Source organism: Bradyrhizobium sp. HKCCYLS2038, assembly GCF_051167655.1.
Lineage (GTDB): Bacteria > Pseudomonadota > Alphaproteobacteria > Rhizobiales > Xanthobacteraceae > Bradyrhizobium.
Map to the genome: position 1 here is coordinate 1,331,785 of NZ_JBNPTM010000001.1, position 20,352 is coordinate 1,352,136.

Below are 20,352 nucleotides of genomic sequence, written 5' to 3' on the forward strand. Positions count from 1 at the left end.
ATGAGCAGCGTCGCCGACAATTTCGACATGACCGTTGAGGTCGCGCCGCTCAGCTCGGCGCAGGCGCGGCTCTGGCAGCAGGTGTCGCTCGATCCGGCTAATCCGGCCTATCACGTGCCCGCGGCGCTCCGCCTGCGCGGCGTCCTGGATCGGCGCGCATTACAGCTCAGTCTCGACGCGCTGATCGGCCGCCACGAGATGCTGCGCACGACCTTCGATGTCGCGCAGGGCGAAACCTTGCAGATCATCCATCCGCATCTGCCGGTCGCGATCCGTGCCGGAGGCGCGATCGCGGAAAGCGAGCTGCAGGAATCCATCCGACTCGAGATCCATCGCCCGTTCGATCTTGCCCGCGGGCCTTTGCTCCGCGCGGTCATCTTCGATCTCAACGATCGCAGCGCGGTGCTGCTCGTGACCATGCACCATCTCGTCACCGACGGCTGGTCGATGGGCATCTTCGTCAGCGAATTCTCGGCCTGCTACCGCGCCTTCGCGACGGGGGGCCGTCCAGCGCTGCCGCCGCTCGAGATCCAATATGCCGATTTCGCGGATTGGGAACGCGAGCGGCTGGAGACGCTGGAGCCGCGTCAGCTCGGCTATTGGCGCGATCAACTTCGGCCCCCGATCCACGCGACCGAAGTGCTGCCCGACTATCCGCGGCCGCCCGTGCCGGGCACGCGCGGCGCGACGGAGTGTTTCGAGCTCGACGTGCTCGTTGCCGCCCGCCAGCTCGCCAACAGCCTCGGCGCGACGCTGTTCATGGTGCTGCTCGCCGCGTTCAAGGTCGTGCTGCAGCGGCACACGCAGGCCGACGAGATCGTCCTGGGCTCGCCGGTGGCCGGCCGCAACCACGCCGACATCGAGCCGCTGATCGGCTTCTTCGTCAACACCCAGGTGCTGCGCGTCGACGTCAGCGGCGACCCCAGCTTCGCGGAGCTGGTCGCTCGGGTGCGCCAGACCACGCTCGCCGCCTGGGACAATCAGGATCTTCCGTTCGACAAGCTCGTCAGCGCCTTGAAGCCGGAGCGCCGGCCGGGCCGGCGCCCGTTCTGCGATCTGATGTTCGCGCTGCAGAATGCGCCACGCAGCGAGCTCGAGCTGCCGGGATTGACGATCGACATCCTTCCGGTGTTCACCGACACGGCCAAGTTCGACATGACCGTGATCTGCGAGGAGACGCCGCGCCGGCTCGACCTGCGGATCGAATACGCCACCGATCTCTACGAAGCCGCAACCGTCCGGCGCCTCGCCGGAAACTTCGAGCAGGTCATTCGCGCCGCAGTTGCGGATCCGCAGGCCCGCATCACGACCATGCTGATCGTCGCTCCAGCGGAGCTCGACGAACTGCTGGGCGCGCGCCGTGGGCCGGTACTGAGTTCATCCCTCGAACTCACTCTGACCGAATGGCTTGGGCGGACAGCTGCGCGCTATCCCGATCGCGTCGCGGTGTCGGCGCAGGACGAGCAGCTGACCTACGCTGCACTGATGCGGCGCTCTGCCAGCCTCGCTGGACGCCTGCAACGCGCTGGGGTCCGTCGCGGCGATCGCGTGGCGCTCGCGGTGGAGCGCTCGATCGATCTCGTCGTTGCTATCCTCGGCGTGCTGCGCACTGGCGCCGCCTACGTCCCGCTCGATGCTGCCTATCCGACCGCGCGCCTGGCCTTCATGCTGGCCGACAGCCACGTGTCCGCGGTGGTGACGCATGCCGCGGCGGGGTCGATCGCCGAAGGGCTGGCGGCAGCGGTGCCCGCTGCCCCCGTGATCCGCATCGAAGACATCAGTGATAAGGATGCCGAGACCTTCGCCGACGTGGCGATCACCGCATCCGATGCGGCCTATGTGATCTACACCAGCGGGTCGACCGGAAAGCCGAAGGGCGTGGTGGTCACGCACGGCAACGCGACTGGGCTGTTCACCGCGACCGCAGCCACCTTTGATTTCAACAGCGATGATGTCTGGACGCTGTTCCACTCCTATGCGTTCGATTTCTCAGTGTGGGAGATCTGGGGGGCGCTGCTCTATGGCGGCCGTCTCGTCATCGTCTCCCATGCCGTCAGCCGGACTCCGGATGCATTCCGCGAACTGGTGGATCGGGAGCGGGTGACGGTGCTCAACCAGACGCCCTCGGCCTTCGCGCAGTTCGATGCCGCCGACGAGCGCGCTGCTGCGGCGGGCGCCGACGTCCGGAATCTGGCTCTGCGCCATGTCGTCTTTGGTGGTGAGGCGCTGGACCCGGCCAAGCTGTCCGCGTGGTTCGCGCGGCACGGCGACGAACGTCCCGTCCTTACCAACATGTACGGCATCACCGAAACGACGGTGCATGTGACGCACCGCCGGCTTGGCTTTGCCGACACCGCGCGCGGCGCGGCCAGCGTGATCGGTCGGGGGATCGACGATCTGTCGCTGATCGTGCTCGATCCGCAGCTGCAGCCAGTCCCGATCGGGACGCCGGGCGAGCTGTTCGTCGGCGGCCGCGGCGTTGCCCGCGGTTATCTCGGCCGTCCCGGGCTGACCGCGGAACGCTTCATTCCGGATCCGTATCGCCCGGGCCGCTTGTATCGCACCGGCGATCGCGTGCGCTGGGTCCGCGACGGCGGGCTCGCGTTCTTCGGCAGGCTCGACAATCAGGTCAAGATCCGGGGCTTCCGCATCGAGCTTGGCGAGATCGAGCAGGTGCTGCGCGCGGCGGGCCTGCGCGACGTGGCCGTGCTGCCGCGTGATGACGACGGCACCACGCGGCTGGTCGTCTACGGAGTCGCGACGGATCCTGACCACTGCTCGCCGGCCACGCTGCGCGAGGCCTGCGCCGCCGCGCTTCCCGGCTACATGGTGCCGGCGGCCTACGTCCTGCTCGATGCGCTGCCGCTGACCCAGAACGGCAAGCTCGACGTCGGCGCGCTCGCCGCGCCCGATTTCGGCCAGGATACCGCGCGCGACACATTCGTTGCACCGCGTACCGAGATCGAGAAGCGTATCGCGGCGATCTGGCAGGAGATGCTGGGCGTCGAGCGGGTCGGCCTGCGCGACAACTTCTTTGCGCTTGGCGGCGATTCGATCATGATGCTGCAGATGGCCGCGCGCATCGGTCGCGCCGGATACAGCGTCGCCCGCCGCGACCTGATCGAGTGTCAGACCGTCGGCGACCTCGCCGGGCGCGCCAAGCCGGCGTCCGCCGCGCGCGACCGGCGCCGCGGTGCCGTTGCCGTGGCCGCGGTGTCTGCGCCTGCGACGTCCGCCGTGGCTGGTGACATCGAAGACGAGTACGTGCTGACGCCGCTGCAGGAGGGATTGCTCTTCCAGAGCCTCTACGCGCCCGAGGATGGCCACTACGTCGAGCAGCTGCACGCCTCGCTACAAGGCGATCTCGATGTGACCGCCTTCACCCGGGCCTGGCAGACGGCGATCGACCGTCACGCGGTGCTGCGAACCTCGTTCCACTGGCGTGACGGCGAGCGCGCGGCGCAGCGCGTGGCGCGCAGCGTGCGCTTCGTGCTTGAGCAGGAGGATTGGCGCGAGCTGGCGCCGTCGGAGCAGGAGGCGCGGCTGGCCACGCTGCTCGGTCGCGATCGCGCGCGCGGCTTCGATTTCCGCCAGGCGCCGCTGATGCGGGTGATCCTGGTCCACCTTGGGCCGGGCCGATGGCATTGGATCTGGACGCATCACCACCTCATCCTCGATGGCTGGTGCCTGACGCTGGTGGTCGGTGAGGTGCTGGCCGCCTATGACGCCTATCGACGTGGTGTCGATCCCGGGCTGCCGCAGCGCCGGCCCTATCGTGACTTCATCGCGTGGCTGGCAACGCAGGACGCCGATGCGGCGCGCACGTTCTGGCGCGGTTATCTCCATGGATTCACGGCGCCAAACCGGCTCGATGCGCTGCAAGGCGCAGCGTCTGGCCGGCTTGCTGCAACAGGCACCGGCGAACGCGATATTGTGCTCGCCGTCGAGGAGACCGCCGCGCTGCAGGAGTGGGCGCGCAGCCAGCATGTGACGCTGAATACCGTCGTCTCGGCGTGCTGGGCGCGCGTGCTTGCGGCCTGTTCGCATAGCGATGACGTCGTGTTCGGCGTGACGGTGTCCGGACGGCCATCCGAGCTCGAAGGCTTCGAGCACATGATCGGCCTGTTCATCAACACGCTGCCGATGCGCGTCCGCCTCGACGCCGACGCGCCGCTCGGTGCGTGGCTGCGCGAGCTGCAGGCCCAGCAGGCGGCGATGCGTGTCCATGAGCATGCACGGCTGGTCGACATTCAGCGCGAGAGCGGGATCAGGGCTGGCGAGCGCCTGTTCGAGACGCTGCTGGTGTTCGAGAACTATCCCGTCGATCCCGCCAATCTGCAGCAGCCCGCCGGCCTCGCGCTCGGCCCGGTGACCTTCCTCGAACGGACCAACTATCCGCTGGCCATCGCAGCCATCCCGGGCCCGGGCCTGACATTGCGCCTCTACTACGACCGCGCGCGCTTCAGCGATGAAGTAAGCGCACGCATCCTGAGCGACGTTGCAGGCCTGTTGCGCGCCGCCTTGGCGAGTCCGGCGCACGATCCGCGGCGCGTGGCCGATTGGGCAGTCCCGGAGCTGACGGACCGAGAAGACAGCCGCTCGGTAGAGCATGCCGCGTGGAACGACACCGCGCGAGACCTGCCGCCGGTCACGTTCCCCGACTTGTTTGCCGCTCAGGCAGCTGAAAGCCCCGATGCGATCGCTGTCGTCGACGGGGACGAGTGCCTCAGCTATGCCACTCTCGAGGCCCGCGCCAACCGGCTGGCGCATCATCTGCGCGATCTCGGCGTCGGGCCCGAAACCGTGGTCGGTCTCTGCGTCGAGCGCTCGCCGGCATTGCTGGTCGGCCTGCTCGGAGTCCTGAAGGCGGGCGGGGTGTATCTGCCGCTCGATCCGAGTTATCCGGATGACCGCATCGGCTTCATGCTGAAGGATGCCGGCGCATCGGTGCTGGTCACCCACGCAGCCTTGCGCGATCGATTGTGCGGGCCGGACGGGCCGCGCAATGTTGTCCTGCTCGATGCCGATCAGCCGGCGCTCGCGCAGCGCCCCGCCACCGCGCCCGCGTTGCGCCTCGAACCGCAGAACGCCGCCTACGTCATCTACACGTCCGGTTCGACGGGGACGCCGAAGGGCGTCGTGATCACGCACGCCGGGCTCGCCAACAAGCTCGTCGCGCTGCGCGATGACTTCGGCGTGGGAGCGGACTTCCGTTCGGTGCTCGTCATCTCCAGCGCCTTCGACGCGGCGATCGAGCAGACTTTGCTGCCGCTGGTCGGCGGTGGCGCCGCCATCATCGTCAGCAACGCGACGAGGGAGCAGCCCGCCGCCTTCTGGCAGCAGATGGTCTGCGATCGCGTCACCTTCATGAGTTGCGTGCCCTCCTTCCTTGGCTCCGTGCTCGCCGGCGCGCCCAACGGATTGCGACTGCAGCATCTCGCCTTGGGCGGCGAAGCGTTGACCACCGGCTTCGTGCGTCAGCTTTCCGAGCGCATCGCCGTCACGCGGCTCACGAATCTCTATGGCCCGACGGAGGCAACCATCGATGCCGCCGCCTTCACGGTCGAAGGCGAGCAGGTCGGTGCCGACGTTCCGATTGGCCGGCCGATGCCGAACTACGTCCTGCATGTGCTCGACACCGCGAAGGACTTCGGCCTCGATCCCGTGGCGACCGGTGAGGCAGGTGAACTCCACATCGCCGGTCTCGGTCTCGCCCGCGGCTATCGGGGGAGTGCGGGGCTGACAGCCGAGCGGTTCGTCGCCAATCCCTTTGGCCCTCCCGGCAGCCGCATGTACCGGACAGGCGATCTTGCGCGCCGGCGTGCTGACGGATTGCTGGAATTTGCCGGGCGCGCCGATGAGCAGCTGAAGATTCGAGGCTACCGGATCGAGCCCGGCGAGATCGAGGCCGCGCTGGCCGCGTGTCCCTCGGTGGCGCAGGCCGCTGTGATCGCGCGCCAGGATGTCGCGGGGCATCAGCGCCTCGTCGGCTACGCGGTCCCGCGCGCCGGCGAGACCATCGACCCGGCGCGGCTGCGGGCGCAGCTAGGCCGAACGCTGCCGGACTACATGGTTCCGGCCGCGATCGTGGTGCTCGATCGGCTCCCTTTGTCCACGAGCGGAAAGCTTGACCGGCGGGCGCTGCCGGCCCCGGACCTGGCGCCCGCCTCGCCGGAAGCTCCGCACACGCCGCAGCAGGATCTGCTGTGCCGGCTGTTGGCCAAGGTGCTTGGGCTGAAGCATGTCGGCATCGACGACAACTTCTTCGCGCTTGGCGGCGACTCGATTCTCAGCCTGCAGATCGTGTCGGGAGCGCTCGCCGCGGGCCTGCGCATTTCGCCGCGCAACCTGTTCGAACATCCGACGGTGCGCGAGCTTGCGGCGGTCGCCGTGGCGGCAGGCATGGAGTCCGCAGAGGCCGCCCCCGGCGACGTGCCGCTGACGCCGATCCAGCGCTGGTTCTTCGCGCGCGGCCTCCGTCATCGCGACCGATGGAATCAGTCGGTCGTGCTCGAGGTCGATCCGCGTGTGACGCCCGACATGCTGCAGCAGGCCTTGCATGCTGTCGCGGTCGAGCATGACGCGCTGCGGCTGCGCTACGAGGATGCTGATGGTCCGACGCAGCGGTTGCTCGACGCGAGCGCGACTACGGAGCCTCTGCCCTGCGTCGTTGCCGCCTCGCCGACGGATACGCCGCCGACGCGTGATGCGATGCTGCAGTGGATTGCACCGTTCGCCGAGCAGGCGCAGGCCGGACTGGATCTTGCCGGTGGCCCGCTCGCCCGCGCCGTGATTTTCCCGTCCCGCTCCGCGGGCGAGCCGTCGCATCTGCTGCTGGTCGCGCATCACCTTGTGATCGACGGCGTGTCGTGGCGCATTCTCACCGATGGCGTGCAGCAGCGGCTGAAGGAGCAGCTCGAGGGCCGCCCGCCCGAACCGCTCGGCAGGAGCGTCTCGTTCGCCACCTGGGCGCGACGCCTTGCCGGCTACGCGGCGACGGCCACGCTGCCGGTCGATTATTGGCTAGCGCTCGCCGATGCCGAGCCGCCGCCGATTCCGATCGATCGTCCCGATGCGGCCAGCGCCAACATCGCGGCCAGTCTGAACAGCGTCGACATCGTGCTCGATGCTGAGACGACCGCGGCGCTGCTGCGCAAGGTTCCGAAGGCATACAACACCCGCGCCCAGGAGCCGCTGGTCGCTGCCTGCGCCGCCGCGCTGGCGGAGTGGACCGGCGTTCCGCGGGTCCTGCTCGATCTCGAAAGCCACGGACGCGAGGCGCTTCCAGGGCTCGACCTCGATCTGTCGCGCACGCTCGGCTGGTTCACCAGCGTCTATCCCGTCAGTCTTGATCTGCCCTCCGCCGGTGGTGTGGGCGCCACGCTGTGCGCGGTCAAGGAGCAACTACGACAGATCCCGTCGAACGGCACGCCCTTCGGTCTGATGGTCGCGTATTCCGAGGACCGTGATCTGCAGCACCGGTTGGCGCGGGTGCCGCAGCCGAAAGTCACGTTCAACTATCTCGGCCAGTTCGATCAGGCCCATGACGATGGCGCCCTGCTCAGGCTCACCGACCTGCCGTCCGGGCAGGGCCAGCACGGCGACGAGTTGCGCAGCCATGTGCTCGACATCGTCGCGATGGTCCGTCGTGGCGAGCTGGTGACGTCGTTCCAGTTCTCGGATGCCCTGCATGACCGTGACACCATCGTGCGACTCGCCGACGGCTTCGAGCGACACCTGCGAGCGCTGATCGACCACTGCCTTCAGCCCGGGGCAGGCGCGCATACCCCGTCGGACTTCCCGCTGAGCCGCATCACCAGCGATGCACTCGCGCGGTTGGAGCAGGCGTGCGGAGCGATCGAAGACCTGCATGCGCTGTCGCCGATGCAGCAAGGCCTGTTCTTCCATGCCTTGGCTGCTCCCAACAGCGACCTCTATCTGCAGCAGCTGCACGGCGAACTGCGCGGCGACCTCGACATCGGCGCCTTTGAGCTGGCATGGCGCGATCTCGTGCGGCGGCATGCGATCTTCCGCGGCCGATTCGTCTGGGAAGGTCTCGCCGAGCCGCATGTCGTGGTGCTGCCGACCGCGGAGATCGAGATCGCCGTGCAGGATTGGCGCGACATCGATGCATCCGCGCAGGAGTTGCGTCTCGCCGAGCTGCTGCGGGAGGATCGGCGCCGCGGGATGGCGCTCGATCGCGCGCCGCTGATGCGTGTAACTCTGGTGCGACGTGACGACCGGCACTGGCACTTCCTATGGACGCATCATCACGTCCTGCTCGACGGCTGGTGCATCGGCCTCGTGCTGCGCGAGGTGCTGGACAGCTACGAGGCGCGTCGGCAAGGTATTGCCGCTGAGCCCGCCGCGAGGCGTCCTTATCGCGACTACATCGCATGGCTGCAGCAGCAGGACCGCAGCCGGGCCGACGCTTTTTGGCGCGCGGCCCTTGCCGATTTCACCACGCCGCCCCGTCTTTCGCTGCCAGCCGCGCCCGCCGACACGATCGCGGACGAGTTTGAGGCCGCAGGCGAGGCGGCATTGTCCTTGTCGGAAGCTGCCACCGCCCGGATCGAAGCTTTTGCGCGCAAGCATCGCCTGACGGTCAACTCGGTTCTGACCGGCGCGTGGGCCCGTCTGCTGTCGAGCTACGCGCACAGCGACGACGTCGTGTTCGGCGTCACCATGGCCGGCCGCCCCGTTGAGCTGGAAGGCGCCGATCGCATGATCGGCCTGTTCATCAATACGCTGCCGCAGCGCGTACGGATCCCGAGCGGCGTGCCCGTCGTCGACTGGCTGCACGCGCTGCAACAGCAGCAGCTTGCGCTGCGCGAGTTCGATCATTGCCGGCTGGTCGACATTCAGCGTCAAAGCGGCGTCGAGCAGGGCGTGCCGCTGTTCGAAACATTGATCGCTTTCGACAACTATCCCGTTGATGAGGCCCTGGCGCAGGGCTTCCGCGACATCGAGGTGATCGCAACGCGGGGCGTCGAGCGAACGCATTATCCGTTGTCGTTGTCAGTCGTGCCCGGCCGGCAGCTGCATGTGCGCGCCCTGTTTGATCGCCGTCGCATCGACGACGACGCCATGGAGGTGATGCTCCCATCGCTGCAATATCTTCTCGAAACCTTGTCCAGCGGCGCGGTCGAAACGGTCGATGGCTGGAGCCTCGTGCCACCGCCGCAGCACTTGCCGCTGCGGGTGGCGGTGTTTGGTCGGGAGGACACACTGCCGCAGCGCTTTGGCAGGGCCGCGGCGGCCTATCCGGACCGGATCGCCGTCAGCTGTGGCGACGGCGGGCTGACCTATCGCGAGCTCAGCGCCCGCGCCGGGCGACTTGCTCATCACCTTCAGGAGACAGGGGCCGGTCCGGAGTCGCTGGTCGGCCTGTATCTCGAGCGGACCGTGGACGTTGTCGTCGGGATCCTCGGCATTCTGCAGGCCGGCGCCGCCTATGTGCCGATCGATCCCCGCGCTCCGGTCGAGCGCATCGGCAGCACCGTCGCTGACGCTGGTCTGAAACTGATCGTCACCGAGTTCGCGCTGCTCGATGCGCTCGATCCGGCGGTGCGCGGCACGGCATCGGTCGTCGTCCTCGATCGTGACGCGGCGTCGATTGCGCGGCATCCGGCGATCGCTCCGCCAGCGGTCATCTCGCCGGCGAATGCGGCCTACGTGATCTACACCTCCGGCTCGACCGGCCGGCCCAAGGGCTGCGTGGTCACGCACGCCAACGTGATCCGCCTGTTCGACGTGACGCAAAAAAGTTTCGCGCCGAGCGCCGACGACGTCTGGACGTTGTTTCACTCGGTGGCGTTCGATTTCTCGGTCTGGGAGCTCTGGGGCGCGCTGCTGCATGGCGGACGCCTCGTCGTCGTGCCCCACGACGTCAGCCGCTCGCCGGAGCGGATGCATGAGCTGCTCCAGCGCGAGCGCGTGACGATCCTGAACCAAACGCCCTCCGCATTCCGGCAACTCGCCGCGGTCGATGCGGCGCGGCAGCACGGTGACCAGTCGGCGCCGCTGGCGCTGCGTCATGTCATCTTCGGCGGCGAGGCGCTTCAGCTCGAAGAGCTGCGCGACTGGATCGCGCGGCGGGGCGAGACGCGGCCGGTCCTGACCAACATGTACGGGATCACTGAAACGACCGTGCACGTGACGGAGCGGTGCATCCGACAAGCCGATATAGCGGCTGCCTCCGGCAGTGTCATCGGCGATGCGCTGGCTGATCTGTCGCTGACGGTGCTCGATCCGTTCGGCTTGCCCTTGCCGCAAGGCGTGGTCGGCGAGCTCTTCGTTGGAGGGGCCGGCGTTGCGCGCGGCTATCTGCATCGTGCCGCGCTGACGGCGGAGCGGTTCCTGCCGGGGGCAGGCGGCCAGCGTCTGTACCGCAGCGGCGATCTCGTGCGGCAGAGTCCGGCCGATGTCGAATATCTCGGCCGTATCGATCAGCAGGTGAAGGTGCGCGGCTTCCGCATCGAACTCGGGGAGATCGAAGCGGCGCTGCTCGATAGTCCGTCCGTGGCCATGACGACGGTGCAGGCATTTGCCGCGGCACAGTCGGGGCAGCAGCGTCTCGTCGCCTACGTCGTCCCGCGCGGATCGGTCTCGGTCGAGCGGCTGCGCGAGCAGCTCGCCCGCAGGCTGCCCGACTACATGATCCCGTCACTGTTCGTGCTGCTCGACCAACTGCCCCTGACCGTCAACGGCAAGATCGACCGCCGCGCCCTTCCGTCGCCCGAGAGTGCACAAGGCGCGCACGCGACGGCGTTCGCGGGGCCGAGCAACGACATCGAGCGCGTTCTCGCCGCTGCCTTTGCCGCCGGCCTTGAGCTCGATCGAGTCGGCGTGCACGACAATTTCTTTGCGCTCGGCGGCGACTCCATCCGCAGCATCCGCGTGCTGGCGCATGCGCGTGCGGCGGGTGTCGCGCTCGAATTCGGCGATCTCTTCAGCCATCCCTCCGTGGCGGCGCTTGCCGCGCATCTCGCCGCGGGCTCGACAGCAGGGTCCGCCGAGCGGCCCATCGGCCCGTTCGAGCTCGTGGCACCGGAGGTCGCCGGCGCACTGGATGGCGAGGTAGAGGCGGCCTATCCGCTGACGCGCCTGCAGCAGGGCATGCTGCTGGAGACGCTCGATGCTGACACCGCGACCACCTATCACGACGTGATGAGCTATCATCTGCAGGCGCCGTGGGATCACGACGCCCTGAAGGACGCTTTGGCTGTCGTCGTCGCGCGGCACGACATTCTGCGATCGAGCATACGGATCGGGCTCGGACCTGAGCCGCTTCAGCTCGTTCATCGCAAGGCGACAATTCCGCTGGCCGTCGATGACCTCACGGCATTGAGCGCAGCGGGGCAGGATCTGCACATCGAGACCTGGGGGCGCGCCGAGACCGCGCATGCGTTCGAGCACGCGCAGGCTCCGCTGCTGCGCGTGCAGGTCCACCGTCGTTCGGCGTCCATGTTCCAGTTCAGCCTCAGCTTCCATCACGCCATTCTCGATGGCTGGAGTGTCGCGACGCTGCTCACCGAGCTGTTTGCAGCGTATGCGGAGCGGCTCGGATACCCCGTTGCACCGCTCCCGCCGCCCCCGACCGCAACCTTCCGCGACTACATCGCGAACGAGCGTGAGATGCTCACCGACGCGGACGAGCGGCGCTTCTGGTCGGACTATGTCGAGGGCGCCCGCCCGACGCTGCTGCCGAGGCTGCCACGTCCCCATGACGCCGCGCCGCAACGGCGTGTGCGCTCGTTTGCGATTCCGATCGCGGCTGAAACGTCCATGCGGCTCGAGCAACTGGCCGGTGAGTGCGCGGTGCCGCTTCGCACCGTTCTGCTTGCGGCGCATGTGCGTGCCCTCAGCGTCATTTGCGGCGAGAGCGACGTCGTTACGGGATTGGTGACCAACGGGCGGCCGGAGCGGCAGGATGGCGAGCGCGTGCTCGGCCTCTTCCTCGGAACGTTGCCGTTCCGGCTCCGTGTCGATGGCGGCGATTGGCGCGCGCTCGTGGCGCAAGTGCACGAGGTGGAGAAGCGGATCGCCAGCCACCGTCGCTTCCCGCTGGCGGAAATCCAGCGCCTGGCCGGGCAGGCGCTGTTCGAGACCGATTTCAACTTCGTGCATTTCCACGTCTTCGAACAGGCGCTGCGGATGCACGATGCGTTTCGGGTGCTGGGTGCGCGCGGGTTCGAAGAAACCGGCTTTACGCTCGCAGTGAATTTCGGCCTCACGGTGGAAGCCCGAGCGCTCGCGGGCAGCCTCGATCTCGACATCAACGTCATCACCGAGGCGCAGGGCGCCAGCTACGCCGGCATCTATAGCCGTGTGCTGAAGCATCTCGCACATCATACCGATGAGGATGTCGGTGCGACCGGTGTCCTCGACGCTGATCAAGCAGATGCGTTGATCGCCGCCGGCCGCGCTCCCCAGGCGTCGGTCCCGGCCTGTCTGCCCGAGCTCGTGGGCCACCAGATGGCGCGTACGCCCGATGCGGTGGCAGTGGTCGCCGGCGATCAATCGCTCACATTCGCCGAGCTCGACCGGCGCGCCAACCAGCTCGCGCATCTGCTGCTCGCGCGCGGCATCCGGCCGGATGCCGTCGTCGCGGTGTGCACGGGATCGTCCTGCGATCGTGTAGTGGCTTTGCTGGCGGTCCTGCGCGCCGGGGCGGCCTATCTGCTGCTCGAAGCCGAGCAGCCGCGTGCGCGGAGCGCAGAGGTGCTCGCGGATGCAGGCGCGCGAGCGATCATCGTCGATGACACGATTGCTGGATGCGCGTGGCCGGCGGATGTCGATATCATTCCATTGCGAGCAGATCTGCTCGCGGCGCAGCCGTCGACCGGGCCGGCGGTTGCCGTTCTGCCGGGCAATCTGGCCTACATCATCTCGACCTCCGGTTCGACGGGCCGGCCGAAATGCGTACAGATCACGCATCGCGCCATCGCGAACCACATGGCCTGGATGCGCCGCGCGTTTCCACTCGGTCCTGGTGATCGTGTGCTGCAGAAGACCCCGGTCGGGTTCGACGCCTCGGTCTGGGAATTCTGGGCGCCATTGGTCGAAGGCGCGTCGCTGGTGCTGGTGCCGGATGGATCGCATCGTGATGCGGACCATCTCGTGCGGGTGATCCGCGATGAGCGCATCACTGTCCTGCAACTCGTGCCGACGCTCCTGCGTGCGCTGCTCGATGTCCCGGAGTGGAGCCGCTGCGACACCCTGCGCCGTCTGTTCGTCGGTGGCGAGTCGTTGTCGCGCGATCTTGCAAGACGTGCGCTGACGATCCACCCGGGTCTTGAGCTCGTCAATCTCTATGGACCCGCGGAGGCCACCATCGATGCGACCTCTTGGGTCGTCCGCGCCGAGCATGAGCTTGTTGCCATAGGCCAGCCGGTCGACGGCGGGGTGGCGTTCGTGCTCGACGGTGTTGCTCGTTGGCTCGTCCCGGCAGGGACCGACGGTGAACTACATCTCGGCGGCGTGGGATTGGCCCGCGGCTATGCCGGGCGTCCCGGCTGGACCGCGGCGAGCTTCATCCCCGACGCGCTCACGGGCGAGGCCGGGGCGCGGCTCTACGCGACCGGAGATCGCGCGCGCTGGGTGAATGTGACAGAAGGTGATCCCGCGCTGGCCCTCGAGTTTCGTGGCCGTGCCGATGATCAGGTCAAGCTCCACGGCCAACGGGTCGAACTCGGCGAGATCGACGCGGCGCTGCGCTCGCACGCGGCGGTGCGCGAGGCAGTGACGCTGCTGATCGACGACGGTGCGCGGCAACGGCTAGTGGCCCATATCGTCGGCGCGGCCGCTGCCGCCGACGATCTGCGCAATCATCTCGCCGACCGGCTGCCACGCGCGCTCATTCCGGTCAGCTTCGTGCACCACGATGCCTTGCCGCAGACCGCGAGCGGCAAGATCGACCGCATGGCTCTGGCCGTTGCGAGCACCGATGTCGCCGCGATCCGTCCGGCGCGCAGCCATGTTCCGCCGCACACCGACGTCGAGCGACTTCTGACCGATATCTTTGCCGATGTGCTCCGATCGCCTCTAGTCGGCATCAGCGATGATTTCTACGAGCTTGGCGGCGACTCGATCGTCGCGCTGCAGATCGTGTCACGGCTACGAAGCGCCGGCTGGCGGCTGTCACCGCGGCGCATCCTCGAGCAGCCGACGATTGCACGGCTCGCACCGCAGCTCGTGCCGCTCAACGCGGACATATCGGCGGAAGCGCCGCCGCGCGCCGTAGCCGGCGTCGTCCCGCTCGCGGCGATCCAGCGCGACTTCCTGGCGCGTCTCGATGCGATCGCCGCGGCCGGACTCGCCGCCGGTCGGGTGTCGCATTGGAACCAGTCGGTCCTGCTCACGGTCCCGGCGGCGCTGACCGCTGAGCAGGCGGAGCGCACTGTTCGCGCCGTCGCCGCGAACCACGACGCGACACGCCTGCGCTTCCGTCGCGCAGAGGCAGGATGGCAGCAGCGCTATGAGTCCGCGGACGTTGCGACCGGCATCGCGTTCGAAGCCGTCGATCTCTCGGCGGTTGGTGACTGGCAGAACGAGCTCACCTCGCGTGCCGAATTGGCTCAGGCCGGTTTGGATCTGGACGTCGGTCCTGTCGGCCGGGCGGTCCATTTCACGCGGGACAACGAGCCGGGCCGGCTGCTGCTGGTGCTGCACCACCTCGTCGTCGACGCCGTGTCATGGCGGATCCTGCTCGAGGATCTCGCGACCGCTCTGCGGCAGGTGATGCTCGGCGATCCCATCCTATTGCCGCCGGCGTCGAGCTCCTATTCGGAATGGGTTTCGAGCCTTGATGCACGAGCGCGTTCTGCTGACACTGCACCGTGGCTCGCGTTGGTTGGACAACAAGATGCGTCCGCGATCGAGCGGTTGGCCGAGGGCGGTCTCGTCCCGTCAAGGCATGCCGGCAATCTCGTCAAGGACGCGGACAGGGTGCGGGTGAAGCTGACTGCGACGGATACGTCGACGTTGCTTCGTGCGGCACCGGCTCTGCTGCGAAGCCGGCCGGAGGAAATGCTCCTGGCTGCCTTCCTCGATGTCTTGTCGCCGGATGACGCGGCGTCGTCGCTGTGGCTCGATCTGGAAGGCCATGGCCGCGAGGAGATCGCGGGCACGGAACGATCCGGTCTGGATTTGTCGCGCACCGTTGGCTGGTTCACCGCGCTGTACCCTGTCTGCCTGCAGCGTGCCGCCGGATCGCGTGGCGGCGATCTGCTGCGATCGGTCAAGCGCTGCCTTCGTCCGCTGAGTGCGAACGGCGCGGATTTTGGTGCCTTGCTCCATTTGTCTCCCGACCCGCATGTCAGGGCCCAGCTGGCGGCGCTGCCGCGGCGTGACATCGCGTTCAATTTCCTCGGCCATGTCGACGCCGGGACGATGGACCTTGCGTCCGCCGTCGGTATCCAGCCGGCGCCGGAGTCGTGCGGTCATGACCATGATCCGCACGGCGAGCGGCACTATCTGCTCGAACTGATCGCGCGCGTGAGCGATGGCGAGTTGATCATCGATTGGATCTTCCCGGGCGGGATGATTCCGCGGGCCGCAGTCGAGCGGCGCGCCGAGGACATGATGCTCAGCTTGAAGCAGCTGATGGCGTCCGATCCGGCCGCTGCCGCTGCTCCGTCGGACTTTCCGCTGCTGCAACTCCCGGACGACGAGCTGGATGCGCTGCTCGCTGAGCATCCCGATACGCAAACCATTCTACCGCCGTCGCCGCTGCAGGACGGCTTGCTGTTTCACGCGCTGGATGACGACCAGCCCGGTGTCTATGTGCAGCAGATCACCGCCGCGATCGACGGTCGTATCGACCGGTGCGCGTTCGAAGCCGCGTGGGACCGCACGCTCGCGCGTCACGACGCGTTGCGCGCGTCGTTTCATCGCAGTGCGCGCGACGGCCGCAGCTATTCCATCATGCATCAGGGGCTGCGCTGCCCGGTCAGCTGGCTCGATTGGCGAGACGGCGATGCCGACACGCGTTGGCGGCAGATGCTGCGCCACGATCGGGCGCGCGGCTTCCAGCTCGATCGTCCGCCACTGATGCGAGTCACCGTCGTCCAGATCGCGGAGCGCAGCTGGCACCTGTTGTGGTCGCATCATCATCTGCTGCTCGACGGCTGGTCATTGCCGCTCGTGCTCGGCGACGTCATCGCTCACTATCGCGCGTTGACCGAGGGAGCGCCTGCGCCCGTTGCGTCATCGGCGGCCTATTCGGACTATCTGGTCTGGCTGTCTCGCCGCGACGATAGCGCGGCCCGCGCGCATTGGCGCGAGTTGTTGCAGGGCCTGGAGACTCCGAGCACCATGCAGCTGCCGGCTGCGGCGGACCCGGAGCTTGCGGCGTCCGCAGGGGAGACGCACGGCGAGATTGAATTCGGGCTCTCGCAGGCTGACACGACGGCGCTCTCCGCCTTGGCGCGCGGAGCCAATGTGACGCTGGCCGCTGTCATCCAGGCGTGGTGGGCTCATCTCGTCGCGCGCTTCAGCGGCCGGCGCGACGTCGTCTTCGGCGTGACGCTCGCGGGGCGGTCGGCACCGGTGAGCGGCATCGAGACGACTGTCGGCCTTTTCATCAACACCTTGCCGTTGCGTGTAGACGTGCCGGCCGGATGCCCTCTGCTGCAGCTCGCCGCACGGTCCGATGCCGCCCGCGCTATGCTGGCCGAGCACGAGCACAGCCGTCTGGTCGATGTCCAGCAGCTCGCCGATCTGCCGCGACGCACGCCTCTGTTTGACAGCATCCTGGTGTTTCAGAACTATCCGCTCGGCGATGCCGTCGCGCCGCTCGCCGATTTCACCGTTCGCGACCTTGCCGCCGTCGAGCGCACGCATTACCCGCTGACCTGCTTCGTCATGCCCGGCGATGGCCTGCACGTGCGGCTCGTCTACGATGCGAAGCGGTTTTCGCGCGAAGGCGTGGTGCGTGTTCTGGCGCATGGCCGCAGCACGTTGCTGGCGACCATCGAGAACCCGCTGCGGCCGCTTGAGGCCGTCGATAGTTTCCCGCCGCCCGAGCGCGATGCCTTGGTCCTGGGTTCCGGCAAAATCGCCGACGGCGACAGCTGGACCTCCGTGCACGATCAGATCGCGGCGATGGCGGGACGGGACCCGGATCGCACGGCCATCGTCTGCGGCGACGACGTGCTGACCTATCGCCAGCTGATGGCCCGGGCCGGACGTGTGACGGCGGCCTTGATCCGGCGCGGTTTCGGTCCGGAGGATCTCGTCGGGATCTGTCTCGACCGGTCCGTCGACATGGTCGTTGCGCTGCTCGGCGTCCTTGGATCGGGCGCGGCCTACGTCCCGCTCGACCCGCGTTTTCCACGCGCGCGCCTCGAGCTGATGCTGGCGGAAAGCGCGCCGCGCGCGGTGCTCACCGGACGCACGCTTGCGGCCGAACTGGCCGACGCCGATACGTCCGGGCGGTCGCTGCTGGCGCTCGACGATCTCGTCGCTGAAGCCGGCGATGTCGTGTTGCCGGGCGCGGCCGTCCAGTCCGGCAATCTGGCCTATGTCATCTTCACCTCCGGCTCGACTGGCCGGCCCAAGGGGGTGCAGGTCACCCATGGCGCTCTCGGCAACGTCATCAGAAGCTTTGCCGCGACGCCTGGATTGTCCCGCGAGGATACGCTGCTCGCGGTCACGACGTTGTCCTTCGACATCGCCGCCCTCGAATTACTGCTGCCACTGATTGTCGGAGCGCGGCTCGTCATTGCGAGCGCGGATCAGGCCGCGGACGCGGAGGAGCTTGCCAACCTCATCACAAGTGAGCGCGCAACGGTGATGCAGGCGACGCCGGCGACGTGGCGGATGCTGATTGCCGCGGGATGGGCCGGCGCGCCGGACCTTGCGGTATGGTCGGGCGGCGAGGCCTTGCCGGCCGATCTGGCCGCCGAGTTGCTGGCGCGCAGTCGCGGGCTTTGGAATCTGTATGGTCCCACCGAGACGACGATCTGGTCGCTGGCCGGTGCGGTGAATACGGCGGCGGACACTGCGGTGCTCGGCCGTCCGATTGCGGCTACAGCGGTCTACGTCGCGGACGCTGCGCTGGAGCTGGCGCCGGCCTTCGTGCCAGGCGAACTGTTGATTGCCGGAGATGGATTGGCGCGCGGCTATCGCGGGCAGCCCGGACTGACGGCAGAGCGCTTCGTGCCAGATGCTTTCGGAGCGCCGGGCGCACGCGCCTATCGCACCGGTGATGAAGTGCGCAGCACCGCTGCTGGCTTTGCGTTCCTCGGCCGTCTCGACCAGCAGATCAAGATCCGCGGCTTCCGCGTCGAGCTCGGCGAGATCGAGGCGGCGCTCCGCGCCTTGCCGGCCATTGCCGACGCCGTTGTGGTGAAGGCTGATCATGCCGGCCATCAGCGACTGGTCGCCTACGTGGTGCCGAGCGGCATGGCGGATGCAAGCCTCCGTCAGACCATGCAGGAAGCGCTGAATGCGCTATTGCCGGGCTACATGCTGCCGTCGGCCTATGTGGTGCTCGATGCTCTGCCGCTGACGCCCAACGGCAAGGTCGACCGCCGAAGCCTGCCGGCGCCCGAGGCTGACGAGACGCCGGATCGGGCGCGCGTGGCGCCGCGCACCCCGATCGAGCAGGCGATCGCCGCGATCTGGCAGGACGCGCTCGGTCTGCCGCTCGTCGGCGTGACCGATAACTTCTTCGATCTCGGTGGCCAGTCGCTGCAGGCCGCGTCGCTGCTCGCCACATTGCGGCAGGCCTTCAAGGTCAAGCTGCCGATGCGGACGCTGTTCGCAGGGCCGACGGTCGAACAGCTCGCGATGGCCATCACGTCGCTGGAGGAGCGGCCCGGGCTGACGCAGCAGATCGCACAGGCACTGGTCCGGCTGCAGGCGATGTCGCCCGAGGCCAAGGCGCTGCTGCGTGAACGGCAGAAGGCGAGGAGCGAATCATCCGCCGCAGGGGCGCGGGCCGTCGAGGCGAAGCGCGGCTGAGATCGCGCCTGAAAGGTCGTACGTCTCAGCAGCTCACCAATATCGGCGTGCGCTCAGGAGCAGCGATGCGCCAACTTACCTGGCTTCGAGAACGACCGGCAGATAGTCATCGGCGCGGTTGAACGGGCGCACCTTGATGGCGCGTTCGGGATTGGTGGCGCGCGGCCGGTGTCTCTGCGCAATCGTCACCAGCATCAGGCGCAGCATCAAGGTCGCCATCGGAGCGCCGATGCAGGTGCGGGGGCCGCGTCCGAACGGCAGATACGCGCAGGTCGGCAGGCTACGCTCGAACTCGGCGGTCCAACGCTCCGGCTTGAAGCTGTAGGGATCGTCGAACCAGCGTGCATCGCGATGCATCACCCAGGACGAGATCAGCATGCGCGAGCCCCGTGGAATTCGCCAGCCGCCGATCTCGTCCTCGCCGGCCGCGATGCGCACCATGGCGCCCGACGGCGGCACCAGCCGCAGCGCCTCCTTCACCACCTGCTCGGCATAGGGAAGATTGACGAGGTCGTCATAACGGACCGGCCGACCGTCCAGTACCTCTGCCGCCTCGGCGTGAAGCGCGTCGTCGATGGCAGGATTTAACGCGATCTGACGGATGGTCTGGTTGAGTGCGATACCGATGCCGTCGGCGCCGGCAGCGGTCGTGCTCACCAGCGAGTCGCGGATCTCGACGTCGGTCAGGCCCTCGTCCGGTAGCGATACGAAGGCCGAGAGCAGATCGGCTCCGACCGGACCGGAGGCACGCCGGGCCTTGATGCGGGCGAAGACGTCCCGGTTGAGCCGCTCGATCGCTCGCAGGTATTTGCGGTTGACGGTGGTGGGAACCCACTCGGGCAGCGCGGCGTGGGTGCGGAATTCGTCTGCTTCGCGGAACAGCGTCGCCAATTCGTCGGTTTCCGCGCCCGGCTTTGTGCCGAAGTGGATCTGCACGCTGGCGCTCAGCGCGACCTGCATGAGCTCCTCCATCAGCGTGGCGCTTGGAAACGTCGTCCAGCCATCCACCACCGATCGCGTCAGATCGACGACCACCCTGCAATAGTCCCGCGCCATCAGCGATTGCTGGAACATTGGGCCGATGACCCGGCGCAGGCGCCGGGCCTCGTCGCCGTTGTTCACCTGCATGGAATTGCCGAAGAACCGCCGCTCGCGCTTGCTGCCCTCGGACCGCAGGTAATTGTCGCGATTGTCGATCAGGACGTGCCGGATATAATCCGGATGGTTGAGCATATAGAAGCGCCGGCCCGGAAATTTCGCGCAGACGATGTCGCCGTATTGCTGCGCGAGGTGCTCGAGTGCGACGAGCCCGTTCTTGCGCCAGTCGTTCAGGGCGGTGAAGAATTGCGTGCCGCGCGGGCCGGGTGGTTCAGCCATTGGCAA

2 protein-coding genes are annotated in these 20,352 nt (G+C 67.7%); one reads left to right on the forward strand and one right to left on the reverse strand.

Annotation, left to right across the window (positions count from 1 at the left end; all coding sequences use genetic code 11):
* Positions 1-18,969 (forward strand): non-ribosomal peptide synthase/polyketide synthase, encoded by an 18,969-nt coding sequence (locus tag ACQR1I_RS05840; RefSeq protein WP_434867574.1) that lies wholly within the window; start codon positions 1-3, stop codon positions 18,967-18,969.
* A 75-nt stretch (positions 18,970-19,044) separates the two neighbouring features.
* Here the strand turns inward: ACQR1I_RS05840 and ACQR1I_RS05845 are convergent, their stop codons facing one another.
* Entirely contained in the window at positions 19,045-20,346 is a 1,302-nt protein-coding gene (locus ACQR1I_RS05845; protein WP_434867573.1) for a cytochrome P450, read from the reverse strand.
* Between the last annotated feature and the right edge of the window lie 6 nt (positions 20,347-20,352).